We start from the raw sequence: 15,686 nt of genomic DNA, 5'->3' as shown, positions 1-15,686 counted from the left end.
AGGCGCTATGGGCTGGGGTGCTGAACTTCTGGTTTTTGGGCCGCGTGTTTGACAAGGTTCGGCCGTGATCGAAGTGCCGCAGGCAGCGATCGACTTGGCCAAGCGGTTCGAGGGGTTCTGCCGGGTGCCTAAGTCAGACCCTGACCGCGCTTATCCGTATGTCTGCCCGGCAGGTTTTTGGACGATCGGGTACGGCCATCTTTGCGATGCCAAGCATCCGCCAATCACTATGGAAGAGGGTGAGGCTTATCTCGCTGCCGACATGGCCGATGCACTGCGAGCCACACTGCGCTACTGCCCGGTACTGGCCACTGAGCCAGAGGGGCGGCTTGCGGCCATTGTTGATTTCACATTCAACCTTGGTGCTGGCCGGTTGCAGGCGTCTACGCTTCGACGGCGTGTCAATCAGCGGGATTGGGCGGGTACGGCGCTGGAGTTACGCAGGTGGATTTACGGCGGCGGCAAAGTGCTCCCGGGCTTAGCAATTAGGCGGGAGGCAGAGACTTTGCTGCTTTTTTGAGCAACCTGTTGATCTTTCTTTTGCCGATCCATCCACCTGATAGCGCCCTGGGCGAGGATGGCACCAATGATGGCCATAGGGCTTGGTTCAGTCCTTGAGTCGATTTCTTCTTTAGTATGGGCTTGCATGCTACGGGCTCCGTTAGTTCCATGAAGCCGCATGTTTGCTTCGATCCCGAGGAGCTATCAAGTCGATCTGAAAAATTCATACCGATTGGCTGCGCGTTTTTCTCAGCGGGGTGGGTTAGTGCATGCACGAGCAAGCATTTACTTGTGGCGATGTTTCGGATTTCCAATCCATAGTTCATGTGCCGGGGAACCTCTTTGGTCATGAAAGAAGTGTTTGTGGAGAAATTTAAGGGGCGGCTTTAGGCTGCTAGCGGCCGCTCGGCCTACACCTAGGTAAACGTCCGCTCTCGACCCAAAGCCGCCACTCGAATTCAAAAGGTACGTTCAGAATCCAAAATGTTGATTCGGCGACAACCACATCAGCTGCCGGCGCTCCTGGGGGGTGAACATCGATTCATACGTGCGCAGCATGGGGCCGTAATCGAGGCGGTACGGCGCCTTCAGGTAAGGCCAGTCCGATGCCCAGACGCACTGCTTCAGTCCGAAATCGCGCACCAGCGCCTGCACATACGGTCGCACGTCCGCAAACGGGTAACCCGCTTCAGAAAACTTGGCGAAGCCCGAGAGCTTGACCACCGCCCGCTGCTCGCGACCCAGCGCCAGCAAGGCCTGAAATCCGGCCTGTGACACCCCATCGGGCAGGTGCGGGCGGCCGCAATGGTCCACCATGACTTTCACATCCACCCGCGAGAGCATGGGCAGAAATCGAGGCAACAGGTCTTTGTCGACCTGGAACTGCGCCCACATGTCCAGCTGGCGCAAGCGCCGCAGCAAGGGCTCTATGCCGGCATAAAAATCAAACCCCATCAGTGCCGCATTGAACGCCAGGCCAATCACACCCTGGGCTTTGAGCACCTGCAGGGTTTCAAGCGGGCAGTCGTTGGGCACCACCGCAATGCCCTTAAATGCGCCTTGCCCGATCTGCAGGGCATGCAGCAGGCAGCGGTTGTCGGTGGCATAGCCCGAGTTGGGCCCCACCAGCAGGGCGTGCTTGACCTCGTAACACGCCATGAGCTGCAGGAAGTACTCCGCCTTGCCCATTTCCTGTCCAGCGGGGTGGTAAGCCACGTCCGGGTTATACGGGAACTTGGCCGGATCGAGCACATGGCAGTGCGCGTCGATCTTGGGTTCGGTCAGAACACCCATCATTGAAATGTGGCCAAAATAGCCTGACGAAGTTCGCCGGTAATTTCCGGTTTGACGCCAAACCAGGCCTCAAACGCTGGCACCGCCTGGTTGAGCAACATGCCAAGACCGTTGACCGTCTGGTGACCGCGCAGACGCGCCGCCTCCAGCAGGGGCGTTTCCAGCGGGATATAGATCAGGTCGGACACCATGGCCGACAGGGGCAGCGCGTCCAGCCGGATGTCCAGCGGCGGCTGGCCGTACATGCCCTGGTTGGTGGTGTTGACCAGCAGGGCGCAGCCTTCAAGCGCGGCTTCTCGCTGTTCCCAATCCAGCACCTGGACGACACCCCCCATGTCCTCGGCCAGTGCCTCGGCCTTGGCGCGGGTACGGTTGATCAGGCGAATCTCTCTCGCCCCCTCGGCCATCAAGCCAAACAGCACGGCCCGAGCCGCGCCGCCCGCTTGACCAGCACCAGGGCATGGATGAGCTCATCGGGCAGGCATTCGGTCGAAATATCGAAATGCTGCAGGGAACGCTGGGTCTGCGCCCCCCACAGGCGCGCCGCCGGCACGCGGATGTCGCCGAAGCTGTCGCGCTCCAGCCGGGTGGTACCGCCGTCGGGCGGGTGATCGGCCATGTCAGGCTCCCGAAGAGTTCGCTGTCAAAATACGGGTCGGTTCACCCTAGCAAAGACCTGCGCGTCTTTGAAGCGGCGCACACCTTCTCAAGCCCCCTGGAAGCCCCATGAGCACGAACATCACGCAAGCCGACCTGATCGAATCCATCGCTGCCGCGCTGCAGTACATCAGCTAAGTCTGAGCGTGGCGGAAGCGTCAGCCCAAGCGGCTTTGGCCAGCGTGTTACGCGGCGTGCTGATGGTGTGCAGCAGCGAAGACGGCTTCCGCCAGGGGGTTGCGCAGCGCAGATGGACCAGCGCGACACAATGCAAGTGCTTGTGCCGGTAAGCACTCGAACTCGTGCCTACCCTACTTGGGCACCCCAAACACCGGTCGGAATGCTCAGCGCTATGTCTGATGACCCTAACCGCAGCCCCAGACCCGGAGAAACAAACCTGTCCGCTAAGAACTCTGCAGCTTCTGCTGCGGCCGTGTTCGCCGGCCTTCAGCGAGGGCTTGAGCTTCAGGGCGGCAGCGTCTTTGATCTGGCAGATGTTGTACTGACGGCATTGCTGGAACTCGGGATTGAGATGGACGTAGGCGCGGCGCTGGTCGAAACGGTTGCGTCGAAGGCGCCGTCATGCGTGGAGCTTTGGAACGATCGCTTGGAATACGAGGTTCCGATTGCAACCAACAAGTTCGGCCGCTCCCTTTGGAGGAGACCTCCTGAGGAGTCTTGGGGTCCGCACCAGGCGGAGGTAATCGGTGCTGCGGCGTTGTTGCCCGATCGAACTTTCAATCCCTGCAGTCCAGCCGAATTGGAGATCTTTCGCTGGACGTACGAAGGCTGCATGGAGGACGAGCCGAGTGCCCAACACGAGAGGTCAGACGATGCTCTCGTAATCGCATTAGTCCGATGGCGCTCGTGCAGGCCGACTTACTGCGAGTTGCATCGAGAGGGCTTGTGGATGGTGGAGGGCGGCAGATGGGTGATGCGGCAAGGCTTCGCGAAGAGACGTTCTTACTGGGTCCATCGTGCCGGTATGTAGCGCGCCCCCTTACGCCAGTTTGATAGCCTCTTGCACCGGCCGATGTGCGTCAGTATAGGTCAAAAGATGTACCGAATGGGACTTGGACCCATTCAGTACATCAGCTAAGTCAGAAGTCAGCGAAAGCGTCGGCCCAAGCGGCTTAGGCCAGCGTGTTGCGCAGCGTGCAGGTGGTGTGCAGCAGCGTGCGTCGAAAGGGGTACTGAATGGGTCTTGGACCCATTCAGTACATCAGCTAAGTCCGCAGTCGGTGGAAGCGTCGGGGCAAGCGACTTCGCCAGAGTATTGCGCAGCGTGCAGACGGTGCGCGTGTCCGCGCTCAGAAGCAGAAACTGCATGATCATTGCAGCGGCTGGTGGCGACGGAGGTTTGACAAGACTGCAGCTAAGCCCGGGATTGCGGTTGTAGACGCTGCGGAGTGCAGGGTCACGAATTTGCTTGCATCTCGCGGCGTAGCTGCTTTGCGCTTAACGAGTGCATGGGTCGGACGATGCCCCGAGTGACCATGGCGAACAACTCCGCACTTGGCGCTAGCGTGCGGTTTCTTAGCCGAAGCAATCCAATTGGCATGCCGATGGGCAGATCTATCGGTAGAACCCGCAGGAATCTCGGCACTTTCCCGAAGCGAAGCACCGAGCCGTACATGGCTGTGAGAAACCCGTTTGTCGCAATCAGCTCATATCGGACGAGCATTGACATAGACGTGACGACGGAGTGTGGCAGCTCCAACCCGTGCTTGCGCAGCTCAGTTGCCAACTGTGCTGTTACCCCGCCGTCTGTCACTGGAAGCACCCATTGTTGGCGGGCGGCTTCCTCCAATGTCGTCGTTCTTCGACTTGCGAGTGGATGAAGTGCTCCAGCGACTATGAACAATCGATCATCGAACAACCGGTCGAAAGTCAAGCCATTGTTCTCAACACCCAATTGCTCGCGGCCTATGCCGATGTCCAGCGATCTCGCAAGTACTTCGCTTCCGAGCTTTCCCGACTCAAGTTCTGCCACATGGAAACGGAATTTAGGCCGCTCTTTGAGGATGGTGGTGAGAGCCAGAGGCAGCATTCCAGCACACATGCTTGGTGTGCCCCCGAGCCGCAACTCTCCAATGCTTGCATCTGCCAACGCGCCCAACTCGTCTACAGCTTGACGCAGCTCCTCAAACATTCCCGTCGCCCGCCGTAATAGAACCTCGCCTTGAGGAGTGGTAGTCACGCCCCGATTCGTCCGATCGAACAATCGAACGCCGAATGTCCGCTCCAGTTCGGCGATTGACTTTGAAAGTGCCGGCTGTGTGAGGCCGATCTCGTTCGCGGCCTTCAAGATGCTTCCAGACTGCGCTACCGCGAGAAAAAGACGCAGCTCGCGCAGCGTCACCCTTCTGTCGATCAAACTCACGCTCATTCGGTATAACCCACGGTGGATATCTAAACGCCCATTATCGATACCTGAACTATACCCCGCATGCTAGACTGCACCCCTCATGACACTGAAGGAAGAAGCATGAAGAAACTCGTATGCACCTTTTGCGCTCTGCTGGTCGGTCCGGCCATTTCCAATGCGCAGGCCTTAGCTGGGGCAACAGGCGAGCGCGCCGGCATCACTGCTGTAGCACGGCATGTTTTCGACGACATAACTATGCCGGGCAAGGAGTTTCGTGTGCTTCACACGACGTATGCTCCGGGCGGTCAAAACCCGAAGCACTACCACCCTTCCCATGTGGTGTTCTATGTGCTCGAAGGATCGGGCGTTTGGCAGGAGGAGGGAAAGGAACCCGTCACGCTGAAGCCGGGGGACAGCCTCCACGTTCGGCCCGGGATGATTCATGCGCACCGCAATTTGAGCGCAACGGAAAAACTCGTTTTTCTAGAGTTTGTTATCGTAGACAAGAGCCAGCGCAGCACAGTCCCGATGCGATAGCAAGAACGGCAGCCGATCAATACGGGGGACTCCTCCGAGTTGGACCTAGATATCGATGCGAAGGTCAAGTGTAGATGGCTCCTGGCTCTCGTATCGGCTCTGCCAGTGACTTGCAACTATCAAAGTGGTGTCTCCGCATTGCGCCTCCTTGCCTGCCGGGCTTAGAGCAGTGCGGGCACCTGACTATCGGCAACGCAAGGTGCCCTTCCGAGATGCTTTCTTTGTGAGCTTGGGTTTTTGACACTCCAGCTCGGCTCGCGCTCATCCTGTCTCGAGTGCAAGTTGAAGGTTGTCGCCCCAGCTTGGCCTCCCGGCTGTTCTCCTCACAGGCCTTGATCTCCACGTTCCCCACCGCGTAGTCGCCCAGGTCGTTCTTGCGCGACATGCAGAACTTTCCGCGCCCATTCCCTCGCAAGTGCAGCTTGCCGCTCTCCGTCCAGACCTGCAGCCACTCCTCGAAGGTCATCGTGACCTGGATTCGGTGGCCGTTCCGATCTGGTTTCCGGCGCCGTTGCGTTTTCTTCTGTACGTTGTATGCGTCGCGCAGCTTGCGCAACTCTTGATCCGTCAGCTTCATGCTGATCTCCTTTTGAAGTCGGCCTACGCTGGGCCGAACTCCAGTCTGCGTTCGCAGCCCTTTCCCAGCAATATTCCTTCGCGCAGCTAGCCTGCACCCCACGCTCTGCCCGCGCACCTTACAGCCCCAGGGTGACGTCTGGCTGCCCCATCGCTTGACGATCAGCACTCTGCGTACGCGGAGCACTGCTCTACATAGGTGCCGTCGTGGGCCACGCTGCCGGCCAGCTTGAGCGAAACGGCCAAGCCGACAATCGGAGCCTAAGTTCAGCCGCCTGGTCTGTGGACAAGGTGAAGTCGAAACGAAGATTGAACTCCCGCTCTACGAGCGACTTGCACGGCATGCCATTCGGCGGGATAAGAAACCTATGTGAGTTGCTGACCTCAACCTCACCGATCTCATTCACGAACTCCATCTCACCGCGATGACCGACTGCCGGTACGGCTCGTGCGGAATGCTCGTTGAGGCAGTAGTGCCTCGCGTGCTTTGCGCACACCCGAGAAGGTATCCAAACCGGCAATCGAAAAGGTCAAGCAAGCGGTCATCGCTACTGGCTACATACCCAACATGCTAGCGGGTGGCTTGAAGTCGCGTCGCAGCATGACTGTAGTCGGTTTAGTTCCGATCATTTCCGTGCCGCAGTTCCTGCCCACAGTACGGGTCATGACGGAAACGTTGGATACGAGCGGATATCAACTTATCCTTGGGCAGACCGGTTATGACCATGCGCGCGAGGAAAAGCTAATTTCAAGTTTGATGGGGCGTAGACCAGACGGCGTAGTTGTTGCCGGTCAGGTGCACTCGCCCAAGGCTCGCGAACTCCTGAAAAATCTTGGTGTTCCAGTTGTGGAGACCTGGGACCTTAGCGAGCATCCAATTGACATGATTGTTGGCTTTTCGCACATCAAGGTGGGCAATGCGGTGGCTGGTTTTTTCCTGTCGCGCGGGTGGAAGAATGTGGCCTTAGCCACGGGTGATGACGAGCGAGCCCAACAGCGACGCCAAGGATTCATGGCCACTTTTGGTCACGACGTTCCCACGGTGACGATTCCCGCCCCTAGCAACCTGGCAAGCGGGCGACGGGCGCTGAGCGAAATCCTGGAAAAAGAGCCGGGCATCGAGGCCATCTTCTGCAGTTCAGACGGACTTGCCCAGGGTGTGCTGGTCGAGGCGCTTGCGCGTGGCTTGCGGGTTCCGCAGGACTTGGCACTGTGCGGTTTCGGCGATGCCGACTTTGCGGCCCACTTGGTGCCGTCACTCACGACAGTGCATGTGGACGGTGCGGGAATTGGCCGCATGGCAGCCGAACTAATCCTGAGCCGCTGCGCCGGGAAAGAAGTCCCTCAGAAGATTAACGACATCGGTTTTCGCATCGTTGAGCGGGAATCAACGGCCTTGCGTTCAGAGTAGCCGCCAGCCCTGATTCCGGTAATCAGCGACGAACTGGTCCATGCTCTTGCGCTAATGACTTTCTGCTTCTGGCCGATCTGCTCCACGAGCTACTGCTATCGGCAAGTGCTGTGACCGTCAGCTAATGGCCGGTAGCAGCCAGCAGGTCTGAGCCAACGATAGTTCCCGTTGCGACGCCGATATCCTCAGCTGCCAGCCTGTGGCCTGTCGGTATGCGTTAAGAACCAAGGGACCGCAGAGGTCCCCCGCGTCAGCCCTCCGCTGCGTTCAAGCCATCACTTGCCGAACCACTTGGCCACGTACTGCCATGTGCGCAGCAACAGACCGGCGCGCTCCACATCGGCCTGCGCCACGAGCGGGGTTTCGCCCAGCGGCTTGCCGTTCGAGGTGGCGACCACCTTGCCGACCACGGCGCCCTTGGCCACGGGCGCTTCCAGGCCCGGTTTCAGTTCCACCGTGGCCTGCACCTGCTGGCCGCGTGGCACGGTAAGCATCCATGGCGCGCCCAGGACCGCACCCACGGTGTCGGCCTTGCCAAAGCTCACCTTGGCCGTTGTGACCACTGCACCTGGCTGGATCGGGACAGCTTTTTCGAAGCTGCCAAAGCCCCAGCCGAGCAGCGTGCGCGTGTGGTCGGCTCGTGCCTGTGCGCTGTGGGTGTTGAGGATGACCGAGATCAAGCGCATATCGTTGCGCTTGGACGAAGTGACCAGGCAATAACCGGCCTCAGCGGTGTGGCCGGTCTTGAGGCCGTCCACAGTGGGGTCGGTGTAGAGCAGGGCGTTGCGGTTGCCTTGCTTGATGCCGTTGTATTTGAAATCGTGTTCGGCGTAGATGGGGTAGTACTCGGCGCTGTCGCGAATGATGGCGCGCGCCAGTATGGCGAGGTCACGCGCGGAGGACTTGTGCTCCGGATCGGGCAGACCCGTAGGGTTGACGAACTGGGTGTACGTCATACCAAGGCGCTGGGCCTCGGCGTTCATCAGCTTGGCAAAGCCGGCCTCTGAACCGGCCATGTGTTCGGCAATCGCTTTGGAGGCATCGTTGCCTGACTGGATGACAATGCCGCGCAGGATGTCAATGACGGTGGCCTGGCTATTGAGCGGCAGGTACATGCACGACTCGGTGCCCGAACCGCGGCACCAGGCGTTCTGGCTGACTGTGACCAGATCGGTCTGCTTGAGCTTGCCTGAGCGCAGCGCTTGCTCGACGATGTAGCTGGTGATCATCTTGGTCAGCGATGCGGGGGGCAGCGGCTCGTCGGCGTTGGCCGAAGCCAGCACCTCGCCGGAGTCAAAGTCCATCAGCAGCCAGGCCTTGGCAGGCAGCGCCGGCGGGTTGTCGGCCAGGGCCGTCTGGGCGGCCAGAGGCGGCAGGGCGTTTGCAGAGGCTGCGGCGGCCGCAGCCTTTTTGTGCGCTGCAGGCTTGGCGGCAGCGGGGTGTTTGGCCGCGAAGGACGCCGAGCTGGGCAACAGGGTGCCCACAGCGATGGCCAGGGCGATGGGGAGAAGAGAGAAAGTCTTGGCTTGCAGGGTGTGGTTCGGTAGAGCATCGATTGTCGCGGATTGGGGGCGGGTTTCTTGGGATGGCTGCCGATTGGCAGTCACCGCCGCTTCAGCGCCGCTCTGCCTCGCGCCAGCTGGCCGCGCCCAGCAAGATGATCTGCAACTGCTGCACGAAGTCCTGCACCATCGCCTGCTCGGACTGAGGCTCGTCGGCGGGCAGATCCAGAACCTCGGGGGCGGCGGCCAGCAGGGTGTTGACCATCAGGCCGCAGACCATGTGCAGGCTGGCCTGCGACAGGCCCTGGTAGGCCTCCAGCGGCGCCAGGTCGCGTGCCGTGTCGTCCACAAAACGCTGCACCTCGTGGCGGATCGCCAGCCGCAGCACCCGGCTGCCACCCGCGCGCTCGCTCGAGATGAAGCGGAACAGCACCCGGTTGTCGCGCACGTACTGCAGGTACACCTGCACCGACTGGCGCACCACGCTGGTCTGGGCCGAACTCGGCTGGCGCGCCTGGCGCAGCAGGCCGCGAAGCGTGGCCCCCACCTCGTCCACCAGGCTCAGGCCCAGCTCGTCTGGGCTGCGAAAGTGCCGGTAAAACGCATTGGGCACCATGCCGGCCTCGCGCGCGATCTCGCGGATGCCCAGGCTGGTGAAGCTGCGTCCCTCGCCGATCAACCGCAGCGCGGCCTGCACCAGGCTTTGGCGGGTCAGGTCCTTGCGGTCTTGCCGGCTCAGCGGCGGCTCGGGCGTGGCGGGGGCGGGGGTGTCGGGACGGGCGTTCGGCATGGACGGATTTGGCGGTTTGGGTTTTTCGGTGTACGATCGTACACAAACAAAGGAGCCCTGTCCATGTCCGACGCTTACCTCAACTTTGCCAACTCGGCCTTTGGCGCGCGCCTGGCCGGCATGCTGGGCCTGCCGCGTCCCGTGCCGCTCGAGCGGTTCGAAGCCGGCCAACCGGTGGTTGCTGGCGACGTGCTGGTCGGCGCCGGTGGTACGCCCGAACTGCTGCCCGCGCTGCTGGCTGCCTTCCGCGCCATGCGGGCCGCCACCGTGGCGCACCGCAGCGTGCAGGGCTGGACCGCGATGGCCAACCAGGCCGGCTTGATGAGCGGGCTGTGGAGCACCGGCGAGCAGCCGGGCGGTCCCCTCAAGGCCGTGGTGTTTGACGCCACCGGCCTGGCCACCGTGGCCCAGGCCGAGGCGCTGTACCAGTGCTTCCACGACGCGGTGCGCTCACTGCAAAGCTGCGGCCGCGTGCTGGTGCTGGGCCGCCCGCCCGAAGCCTGCCCGGTTGCCGAGCAGGCCACGGTACAGCGCGCTCTGGAAGGTTTTGTGAAATCGCTGGCCAAGGAGGTCAAGCGCGGCATTGCGGTGCAACTGGTCTATGTGGCGCCGGGAGCCGAGGCGCAACTCGAAGGCACACTGCGCTTCTTTTTGTCGCCGCGCAGCGCCTATGTGTCGGGCCAGGTGGTGCGGCTGGCACCCTTTGAGGCCCCGGCCCCGAGCGACTGGGTGCAGCCGCTGGCGGGCAAAAAGATTTTGGTGACCGGCGCGGCGCGCGGCATTGGCGCGGCCATTGCCGAAACCCTGGCGCGCGATGGCGCCCAGGTGGTCTGTCTGGACGTGCCGCAGGCCCAGGACGCCTTGCAGGCCGTGGCCGAGCGGCTGCAGGGCCGCGCGCTGGCGCTCGACATTGCCGATCCGGCGGCCGCCGGGCAGATCGCCCAGGCGGCCCTGGCTGACGGCGGCTGGGACGGCGTGGTGCACAACGCCGGCATCACCCGCGACAAGACCATCGCCAAGATGCCGCCGCACCTGTGGCAGACGCTGGTGCAGGTCAACCTGGTGGCGCAGCAGGCGATCAACCAGGCCTTGCTGGAGCGGGGCGCGCTCCAACCCCAGGCACGGCTGGTGTGCGTGTCGTCCATCTCGGGCATTGCCGGCAACCTGGGGCAGACCAACTACGCGTTTTCCAAGGCTGGCGTGATCGGCCTGGTGCACAGCCAGGCGCCGCGCCTGCCCCGCGGCATGGCCATCAACGCGGTGGCGCCGGGCTTCATCGAAACGCAAATGACCGCCGCCATCCCGCTGGCCATCCGCGAAGCCGGCCGGCGCATGAATTCCATGGGGCAGGGCGGCCAGCCGGTCGATGTGGCCGAAACCATCGCCTGGCTGCTCAGCCCCGCCTCGCAGGGCGTGAATGGGCAGGTGGTGCGCGTGTGCGGCCAAAGCCTGCTGGGGGCTTAAGGTGCAGCGCCAGAACATCACACCCGCCAGCACGCTGAGCAACTTGGCCCGTGCGCTGGCCAGCAGTTTCAAGCGCCCCGGGCCGGTGCGCGCGCTGGCCCCGGTCACGCTGGTGCTGCCGCGCGTCGTGGTCGACGCCGCGCACCTGGCGCGTTACGCCGAGGTCTGCGGTTTTGCCCCGAGTGCGCAAGCGCCGCTCACCTACCCGCAGATGCTGACTTTCCCCCTGGTCATGACCTACATGACTTCGCCCGCCTGCCCCTGGCCTGCCATGGGCACGGTGCACCTGGCCAACGCCATCACCCAGCATGCGCCGCTGGCCGCAGGCGATGCGGTGCGGGTGGAGCTGAGCAGCGGCGAGCTGCTGGCGCACGACAAGGGGCAGGTGTTCACGCTGCACCTGCGCGTGCTACGCGAGTCAGATGGCGAGGGCGATGGCCAATGCGTCTGGCAGGCCACACAAACCCTGCTGCGCCTGGGCGTGAAGTCGCCCGTGGGCGCACCGTTCAACGGCGCCGTGGGGCCGGAACTCGCCCTGACCCAGGCCGGTGCATTCGACGCCCCCGCCGACACCGGCCGCCGCTACGCCCCGGTGTCGGGCGACTACAACCCCATCCACCTGTCGGCGCTGAGCGCGCGCTTGTTCGGCTTTCCGCGCGCCATCGCGCATGGCCTGTGGACGCAGGCGCGCGCGCTGGCCCTGTTGCAAGCCGCCGCGCCGGCCACTGTGCTGCAAGCCGCTTCGCTCACCACCGTGTTCAAGCGGCCCGTGCTGCTGCCGACACGCGCCTCGCTCTGGCAGGCGCAGGCCAGTACAGGCCAGACCGTGTTCGAGGTGCGCGACGCACGCGGCGAGCAGGTCCATCTGCGTTCCGAACTCCGCGCCGAACCCGCGCATCAACCCACCATTTCCTGAGCCCCACCATGACCCCCAACAGCACCCTCCGTCGCGTCGCCATCGTGGGTGGCAACCGCATCCCGTTTGCGCGCTCCAACACCGCCTACAGCCGCGCCTCCAACCTCGATATGCTCACGGCCACGCTGCAAGGCCTGGTGGACCGCTTCAACCTGCATGGCCAGCGCCTGGGCGACGTGGCCGCAGGCGCGGTGATGAAGCATTCGCGCGACTTCAACCTGGTGCGCGAAGCCGTGCTCTCCACCACGCTCTCGCCCGAGACCCCGGCCTTCGACCTGCAGCAGGCTTGCGGCACCGGGCTGGAGGCCGCCATGCTGGTGGCGCACAAAATTGCGGTGGGCCAGATCGAATGCGGCGTGGCCGGCGGGGTGGACACCACCTCGGACGCGCCCATCGCCGTCAATGACCAACTGCGCCGCACCCTGCTCGATGTTTCGCGCGCGCGCAGCCCCTGGCAGCGCCTGCAGCGGGCGCTGCGCATCCGCCCGGGGCAGTTCTTCCAGCCCGAGCTGCCGCGCAACGGCGAGCCGCGTACCGGCCTGTCGATGGGCGAACACGCCGAACTCATGGCCCGCGAATGGGGCATCACGCGCGAAGCGCAAGATGCCCTGGCCCTGCAAAGCCACCACAACCTGGCGCGCGCCTATGGCGAAGGTTTCTTTGTCGACCTGATGACGCCCTTCCTGGGCGTGAAGCAGGACAACAACCTGCGCCAGGGCCTGAACGCTGAACAGCTGGCCAAGCTCAAGCCGGTTTTCGACCGCAAGGTGGCGCCCGGCCAGGGCACGCTGACGGCAGGCAACGCCACACCGCTGACCGATGGCGCCTCGGCCGTGCTGCTGGCCAGCGAAGCCTGGGCGGCCGAGCGTGGTCTGCCGGTGCTGGCCTACCTCACGTTCAGCGAGGTGGCGGCGGTGGACTTTTTCAACCCCGACCCGGCCAAGAAAGAAGGCCTGCTGATGGCCCCCGCCTACGCCGTGCCGCGCATGCTGGCGCGCGCTGGGTTGACGCTGCAGGACTTCGACTTTTATGAAATCCACGAAGCCTTTGCCGCCCAGGTGCTGTGCACCCTGCAGGCGTGGGAAGACCCGGCGTTTTGCCGCGACAAGCTCGGCCTGGCGCAGCCGCTGGGCGCCATTGACCGCAGCAAACTCAATGTGAACGGCAGCTCGCTCGCCGCCGGTCACCCGTTTGCCGCCACCGGCGGGCGCATTGTGGCCACGCTGGCCAAGCTGCTCGCGCAAAAAGGCAGCGGGCGCGGTTTGATTTCCATCTGCGCCGCTGGCGGCCAGGGCGTCGTGGCCATTCTGGAGAAATGAGCATGTTGAACTACAAAGCCCCGCTGCGCGACATGCGCTTTGTGATGAACGAGGTGTTCGACTACCCGGCGCACTACCGCGCGCTGGGCAGCGGCGAAGACGCCTCGCCCGAGGTGGTGGACGCCATTTTGGAGGCCGCCGCCACCTACTGCGAAGAGGTGCTGGCGCCGCTCTACGTCTCGGGCGGCGAAGAGGGCTGCCACTTTCAGGCGGGCGAGGTCACCACGCCCAAGGGCTTCAAAGCGGCGTATGCGCAGTTCGTCGAGGGCGGCTGGCAGGGCCTGTCGTTCCCCACGGCTTACGGCGGGCAGGGCCTGCCCGTGTCGCTCAACCTGCTCAAGAGCGAGATGATGGGCACGGCCAACTGGGCCTTCAGCATGTACCCCGGTCTGAGCATCGGCTGCATCAACACCATCTTGCAGTACGGCACCGAGGCCATGCGCCAGCAGTACCTGCCCAAGCTGGTGGCGGGCGAGTGGGGCGGCACCATGTGCCTGACCGAGCCGCAGTGCGGCTCTGACCTGGCGCAGGTCAAGACCCAGGCCAAACCGCTGGGCGACGGCAGCTACGCCATCACCGGCACCAAGATCTTCATCTCCAGCGGCGAGCACGACTTGACCGACAACATCGTGCACATCGTGCTGGCGCGCCTGCCCGAGGCGCCCGCCGGCACGCGCGGCATTTCGCTGTTCATCGTGCCCAAGTTTCTGGTGGGCGAGGGTGGTGCTTTAGGCACGCGCAACGCGGTGCACTGCGGCTCGATCGAGCACAAGATGGGCATCAGCGCCAGTGCCACGGCGGTGCTCAATTTCGACGGCGCCATCGGCACCCTGATCGGTGAACCGAACAAGGGGCTGGAGGCCATGTTCACCTTCATGAACACCGCGCGCATCGGCACCGCCATCCAGGGCGTGGCCCATGCCGAGCTGGCTTACCAGGGCGCGCTGGCCTATGCCTGCGAGCGCCGTTCCATGCGCGCGCTCTCGGGCAAAAAGGAGCCCGAGCAGGTGGCCGACGCCATCGTCTGGCACCCCGACGTGCGGCGCATGCTGCTCACCCAAAAAGCCATCGCCGAAGGTGGCCGCGCCATGATCTACGGCGCCGCGCAACTGGCCGACAAGATGTTTGCCGCTGCCTGGGCCGGCGACCAGGCCGGCTACAAGCGCCACGACGGCGAACTGGGTTTCTTCACCCCCATCCTCAAGGGCTTTTTGACCGAAATGGGCCTGGAAGCCGCCAACCTGGGCATGCAGGTGTACGGCGGGCACGGTTACATCCGCGAGCATGGCATGGAGCAGATCGCGCGCGATGCCCGCATTGCCACGCTGTACGAAGGCACCACCGGCATCCAGGCGCTGGACCTGCTGGGGCGCAAGGTGCTGCTGCAAACGCGCGGCCAGTGCGTGCGCGACTTCACCGCCCAGATGTGGGTGCTGGCCCGGCCGGGCCTGCTGGCTGGGGGCTTGCGTGGCCGCATGGCCCGCGCCCTGGCGCGCCGCGCCGTGCAATGGAATACGCTCACCCTGCGCCTCATGCTCAAGGCCAAGGCCGACCCGGAGCAAGTGGGCGCGTCGTCGGTGGACTACCTGATGTATTGCGGCTACGTGATGATGGCCTACCACTGGGCGCTGATGGCCCAGCGCGCCGAGCAGGCCCTGCACAGCGGCCAGGGGCCAGAGTCAGCGGCGTTCTACCAGGCCAAGCTGCAAACCGCGCAGTTCTACTTTGAACGCCTGCTGCCCCGCGCCGACGCCCACCACCGCATGGCGCTGGCGCCGGCCAGCACGCTGCTGCAGATGCCGGTGGCGGCGATGGCGGGTTGAACCCGCTTCACCGCTTGGCGGCATGGACAGCAATGTATCTCAATGGATACAGAGCGCCATAAAAACGATCTATGCGCCAACTGAAGGGGTAACCGATGACTGCACTCAAACTGCGGAAATGGGACAGCGCCCAACACCTCAAGACCGAAGAGGACATGGCGCTCTATATGGAGGCCTGCCTGCAAGAGGCAGGGGATGATGCTGCCAAGGCCCTGGGCACCATTGCCCGGGCCAAGGGCATGTCGCAACTTTCGCGCGTACGGGCCTGGGCAGGGACAGCCTCTACAAGGCGTTGTCAGGGGAGGGCAACCCCAGCTTTGCCACGATCCTGAAAGTCACGGCGGCGCTGGGCATCCAGCTCCACGCACAGCCCATGCAGGCGGGGTAAGCGTGATGGGTGTTGGGGTAGGAGCGTTTGTGGCTCATGCCCTGTAAAGGCTGGTTGCTGTCGCTCGTCCCAAGCCGGTCCAATGCCAGCTTCCGACCCATTGCAGCCGGTCACATCTTTTAAGACGTTGACTTGTTTGTA

At 63.3% G+C, this 15,686-nt stretch carries 13 protein-coding genes and 3 pseudogenes; 8 read left to right on the top strand and 8 right to left on the bottom strand.

Going from position 1 to position 15,686, the window contains the following annotated elements; all coding sequences use genetic code 11:
• Positions 1–64 precede the first annotated feature (64 nt).
• On the top strand, positions 65–520 hold the full coding sequence (locus ACOVRJ_RS08730; RefSeq protein ID WP_422043474.1) for a lysozyme: 456 nt from the start codon (positions 65–67) through the stop codon (positions 518–520).
• Positions 521–972: 452 nt separating this feature from the next.
• On the opposite strand, the gene ACOVRJ_RS08725 is transcribed toward ACOVRJ_RS08730, so the two are convergent.
• The 4 genes and pseudogenes from ACOVRJ_RS08725 to ACOVRJ_RS08710 all read right to left on the bottom strand — a co-directional run bounded on the left by ACOVRJ_RS08725 (position 973) and on the right by ACOVRJ_RS08710 (position 4,840).
• Entirely contained in the window at positions 973–1,794 is an 822-nt protein-coding gene (locus ACOVRJ_RS08725; protein ID WP_151601037.1) for an amidohydrolase family protein, read from the bottom strand.
• Positions 1,794–2,201, bottom strand: coding sequence for a shikimate dehydrogenase family protein (locus tag ACOVRJ_RS08720; protein WP_151601036.1), 408 nt, complete (start codon positions 2,199–2,201; stop codon positions 1,794–1,796). The genes ACOVRJ_RS08725 and ACOVRJ_RS08720 overlap by 1 nt, the downstream gene beginning before the upstream one ends.
• A gap of 26 nt (positions 2,202–2,227) precedes the next feature.
• Positions 2,228–2,413, bottom strand: a pseudogene (locus ACOVRJ_RS08715) (hypothetical protein); the annotation flags it as partial.
• Positions 2,414–3,868: 1,455 nt separating this feature from the next.
• Entirely contained in the window at positions 3,869–4,840 is a 972-nt protein-coding gene (locus ACOVRJ_RS08710) for a LysR family transcriptional regulator (RefSeq protein ID WP_151600919.1), read from the bottom strand.
• 99 nt (positions 4,841–4,939) lie between these two features.
• Here ACOVRJ_RS08710 and ACOVRJ_RS08705 point away from each other — a divergent pair, with 99 nt between their 5' ends.
• Complete coding sequence (locus ACOVRJ_RS08705) at positions 4,940–5,356, top strand: cupin domain-containing protein (protein WP_291925199.1); 417 nt, start codon at positions 4,940–4,942, stop codon at positions 5,354–5,356.
• A gap of 64 nt (positions 5,357–5,420) precedes the next feature.
• Here ACOVRJ_RS08705 and ACOVRJ_RS08700 read toward each other — a convergent pair whose 3' ends face one another.
• Positions 5,421–5,933, bottom strand: a complete 513-nt coding sequence (locus ACOVRJ_RS08700; RefSeq protein ID WP_151600917.1) for a hypothetical protein — start codon at positions 5,931–5,933, stop codon at positions 5,421–5,423.
• 471 nt (positions 5,934–6,404) lie between these two features.
• Here ACOVRJ_RS08700 and ACOVRJ_RS08695 point away from each other — a divergent pair.
• Positions 6,405–7,343: pseudogene (locus tag ACOVRJ_RS08695) on the top strand (LacI family DNA-binding transcriptional regulator); the annotation flags it as partial.
• A 275-nt stretch (positions 7,344–7,618) separates the two neighbouring features.
• Here ACOVRJ_RS08695 and ACOVRJ_RS08690 read toward each other — a convergent pair.
• Together ACOVRJ_RS08690 and fabR are read right to left on the bottom strand one after the other, a co-directional pair.
• Entirely contained in the window at positions 7,619–8,950 is a 1,332-nt protein-coding gene (locus ACOVRJ_RS08690; protein ID WP_422043473.1) for a D-alanyl-D-alanine carboxypeptidase family protein, read from the bottom strand.
• Positions 8,951–8,957: 7 nt separating this feature from the next.
• Positions 8,958–9,635: an HTH-type transcriptional repressor FabR gene (gene fabR, locus ACOVRJ_RS08685; RefSeq protein ID WP_104801857.1), complete on the bottom strand. Its 678-nt coding sequence runs from the start codon at positions 9,633–9,635 to the stop codon at positions 8,958–8,960.
• Between the two features lie 63 nt (positions 9,636–9,698).
• Here fabR and ACOVRJ_RS08680 point away from each other — a divergent pair, with 63 nt between their 5' ends.
• From ACOVRJ_RS08680 to ACOVRJ_RS08660, 5 genes and pseudogenes are all read left to right on the top strand, one after another.
• Positions 9,699–11,099, top strand: coding sequence for a 3-oxoacyl-ACP reductase (locus tag ACOVRJ_RS08680; RefSeq protein ID WP_104801858.1), 1,401 nt, complete (start codon positions 9,699–9,701; stop codon positions 11,097–11,099).
• A 1-nt stretch (position 11,100) separates the two neighbouring features.
• Positions 11,101–12,015 carry a MaoC family dehydratase gene (locus ACOVRJ_RS08675; RefSeq protein ID WP_158270139.1) on the top strand — a complete coding sequence of 305 codons (915 nt, stop codon included), beginning with the start codon at positions 11,101–11,103 and terminating at the stop codon, positions 12,013–12,015.
• A gap of 8 nt (positions 12,016–12,023) precedes the next feature.
• Positions 12,024–13,334 (top strand): acetyl-CoA C-acetyltransferase, encoded by a 1,311-nt coding sequence (locus tag ACOVRJ_RS08670; protein WP_104801860.1) that lies wholly within the window; start codon positions 12,024–12,026, stop codon positions 13,332–13,334.
• A gap of 2 nt (positions 13,335–13,336) precedes the next feature.
• Positions 13,337–15,157: an acyl-CoA dehydrogenase C-terminal domain-containing protein gene (locus tag ACOVRJ_RS08665; protein WP_108326952.1), complete on the top strand. Its 1,821-nt coding sequence runs from the start codon at positions 13,337–13,339 to the stop codon at positions 15,155–15,157.
• Positions 15,158–15,252: 95 nt separating this feature from the next.
• Positions 15,253–15,545, top strand: a pseudogene (locus ACOVRJ_RS08660) (addiction module antidote protein).
• Here the strand turns inward: ACOVRJ_RS08660 and ACOVRJ_RS08655 are convergent.
• A partial coding sequence (locus ACOVRJ_RS08655) for a hypothetical protein (RefSeq protein WP_422043475.1) occupies positions 15,453–15,686 on the bottom strand: 234 nt, incomplete at its 5' end. The pseudogene ACOVRJ_RS08660 and the gene ACOVRJ_RS08655 overlap by 93 nt on opposite strands.

This window comes from Roseateles sp. (genome assembly GCF_049240545.1).
Taxonomy (GTDB): Bacteria; Pseudomonadota; Gammaproteobacteria; order Burkholderiales; family Burkholderiaceae_C; genus Paucibacter_A.
Note: the sequence above shows the minus strand (reverse complement) of the source record. Positions and strands in the feature narration are given on the sequence as shown.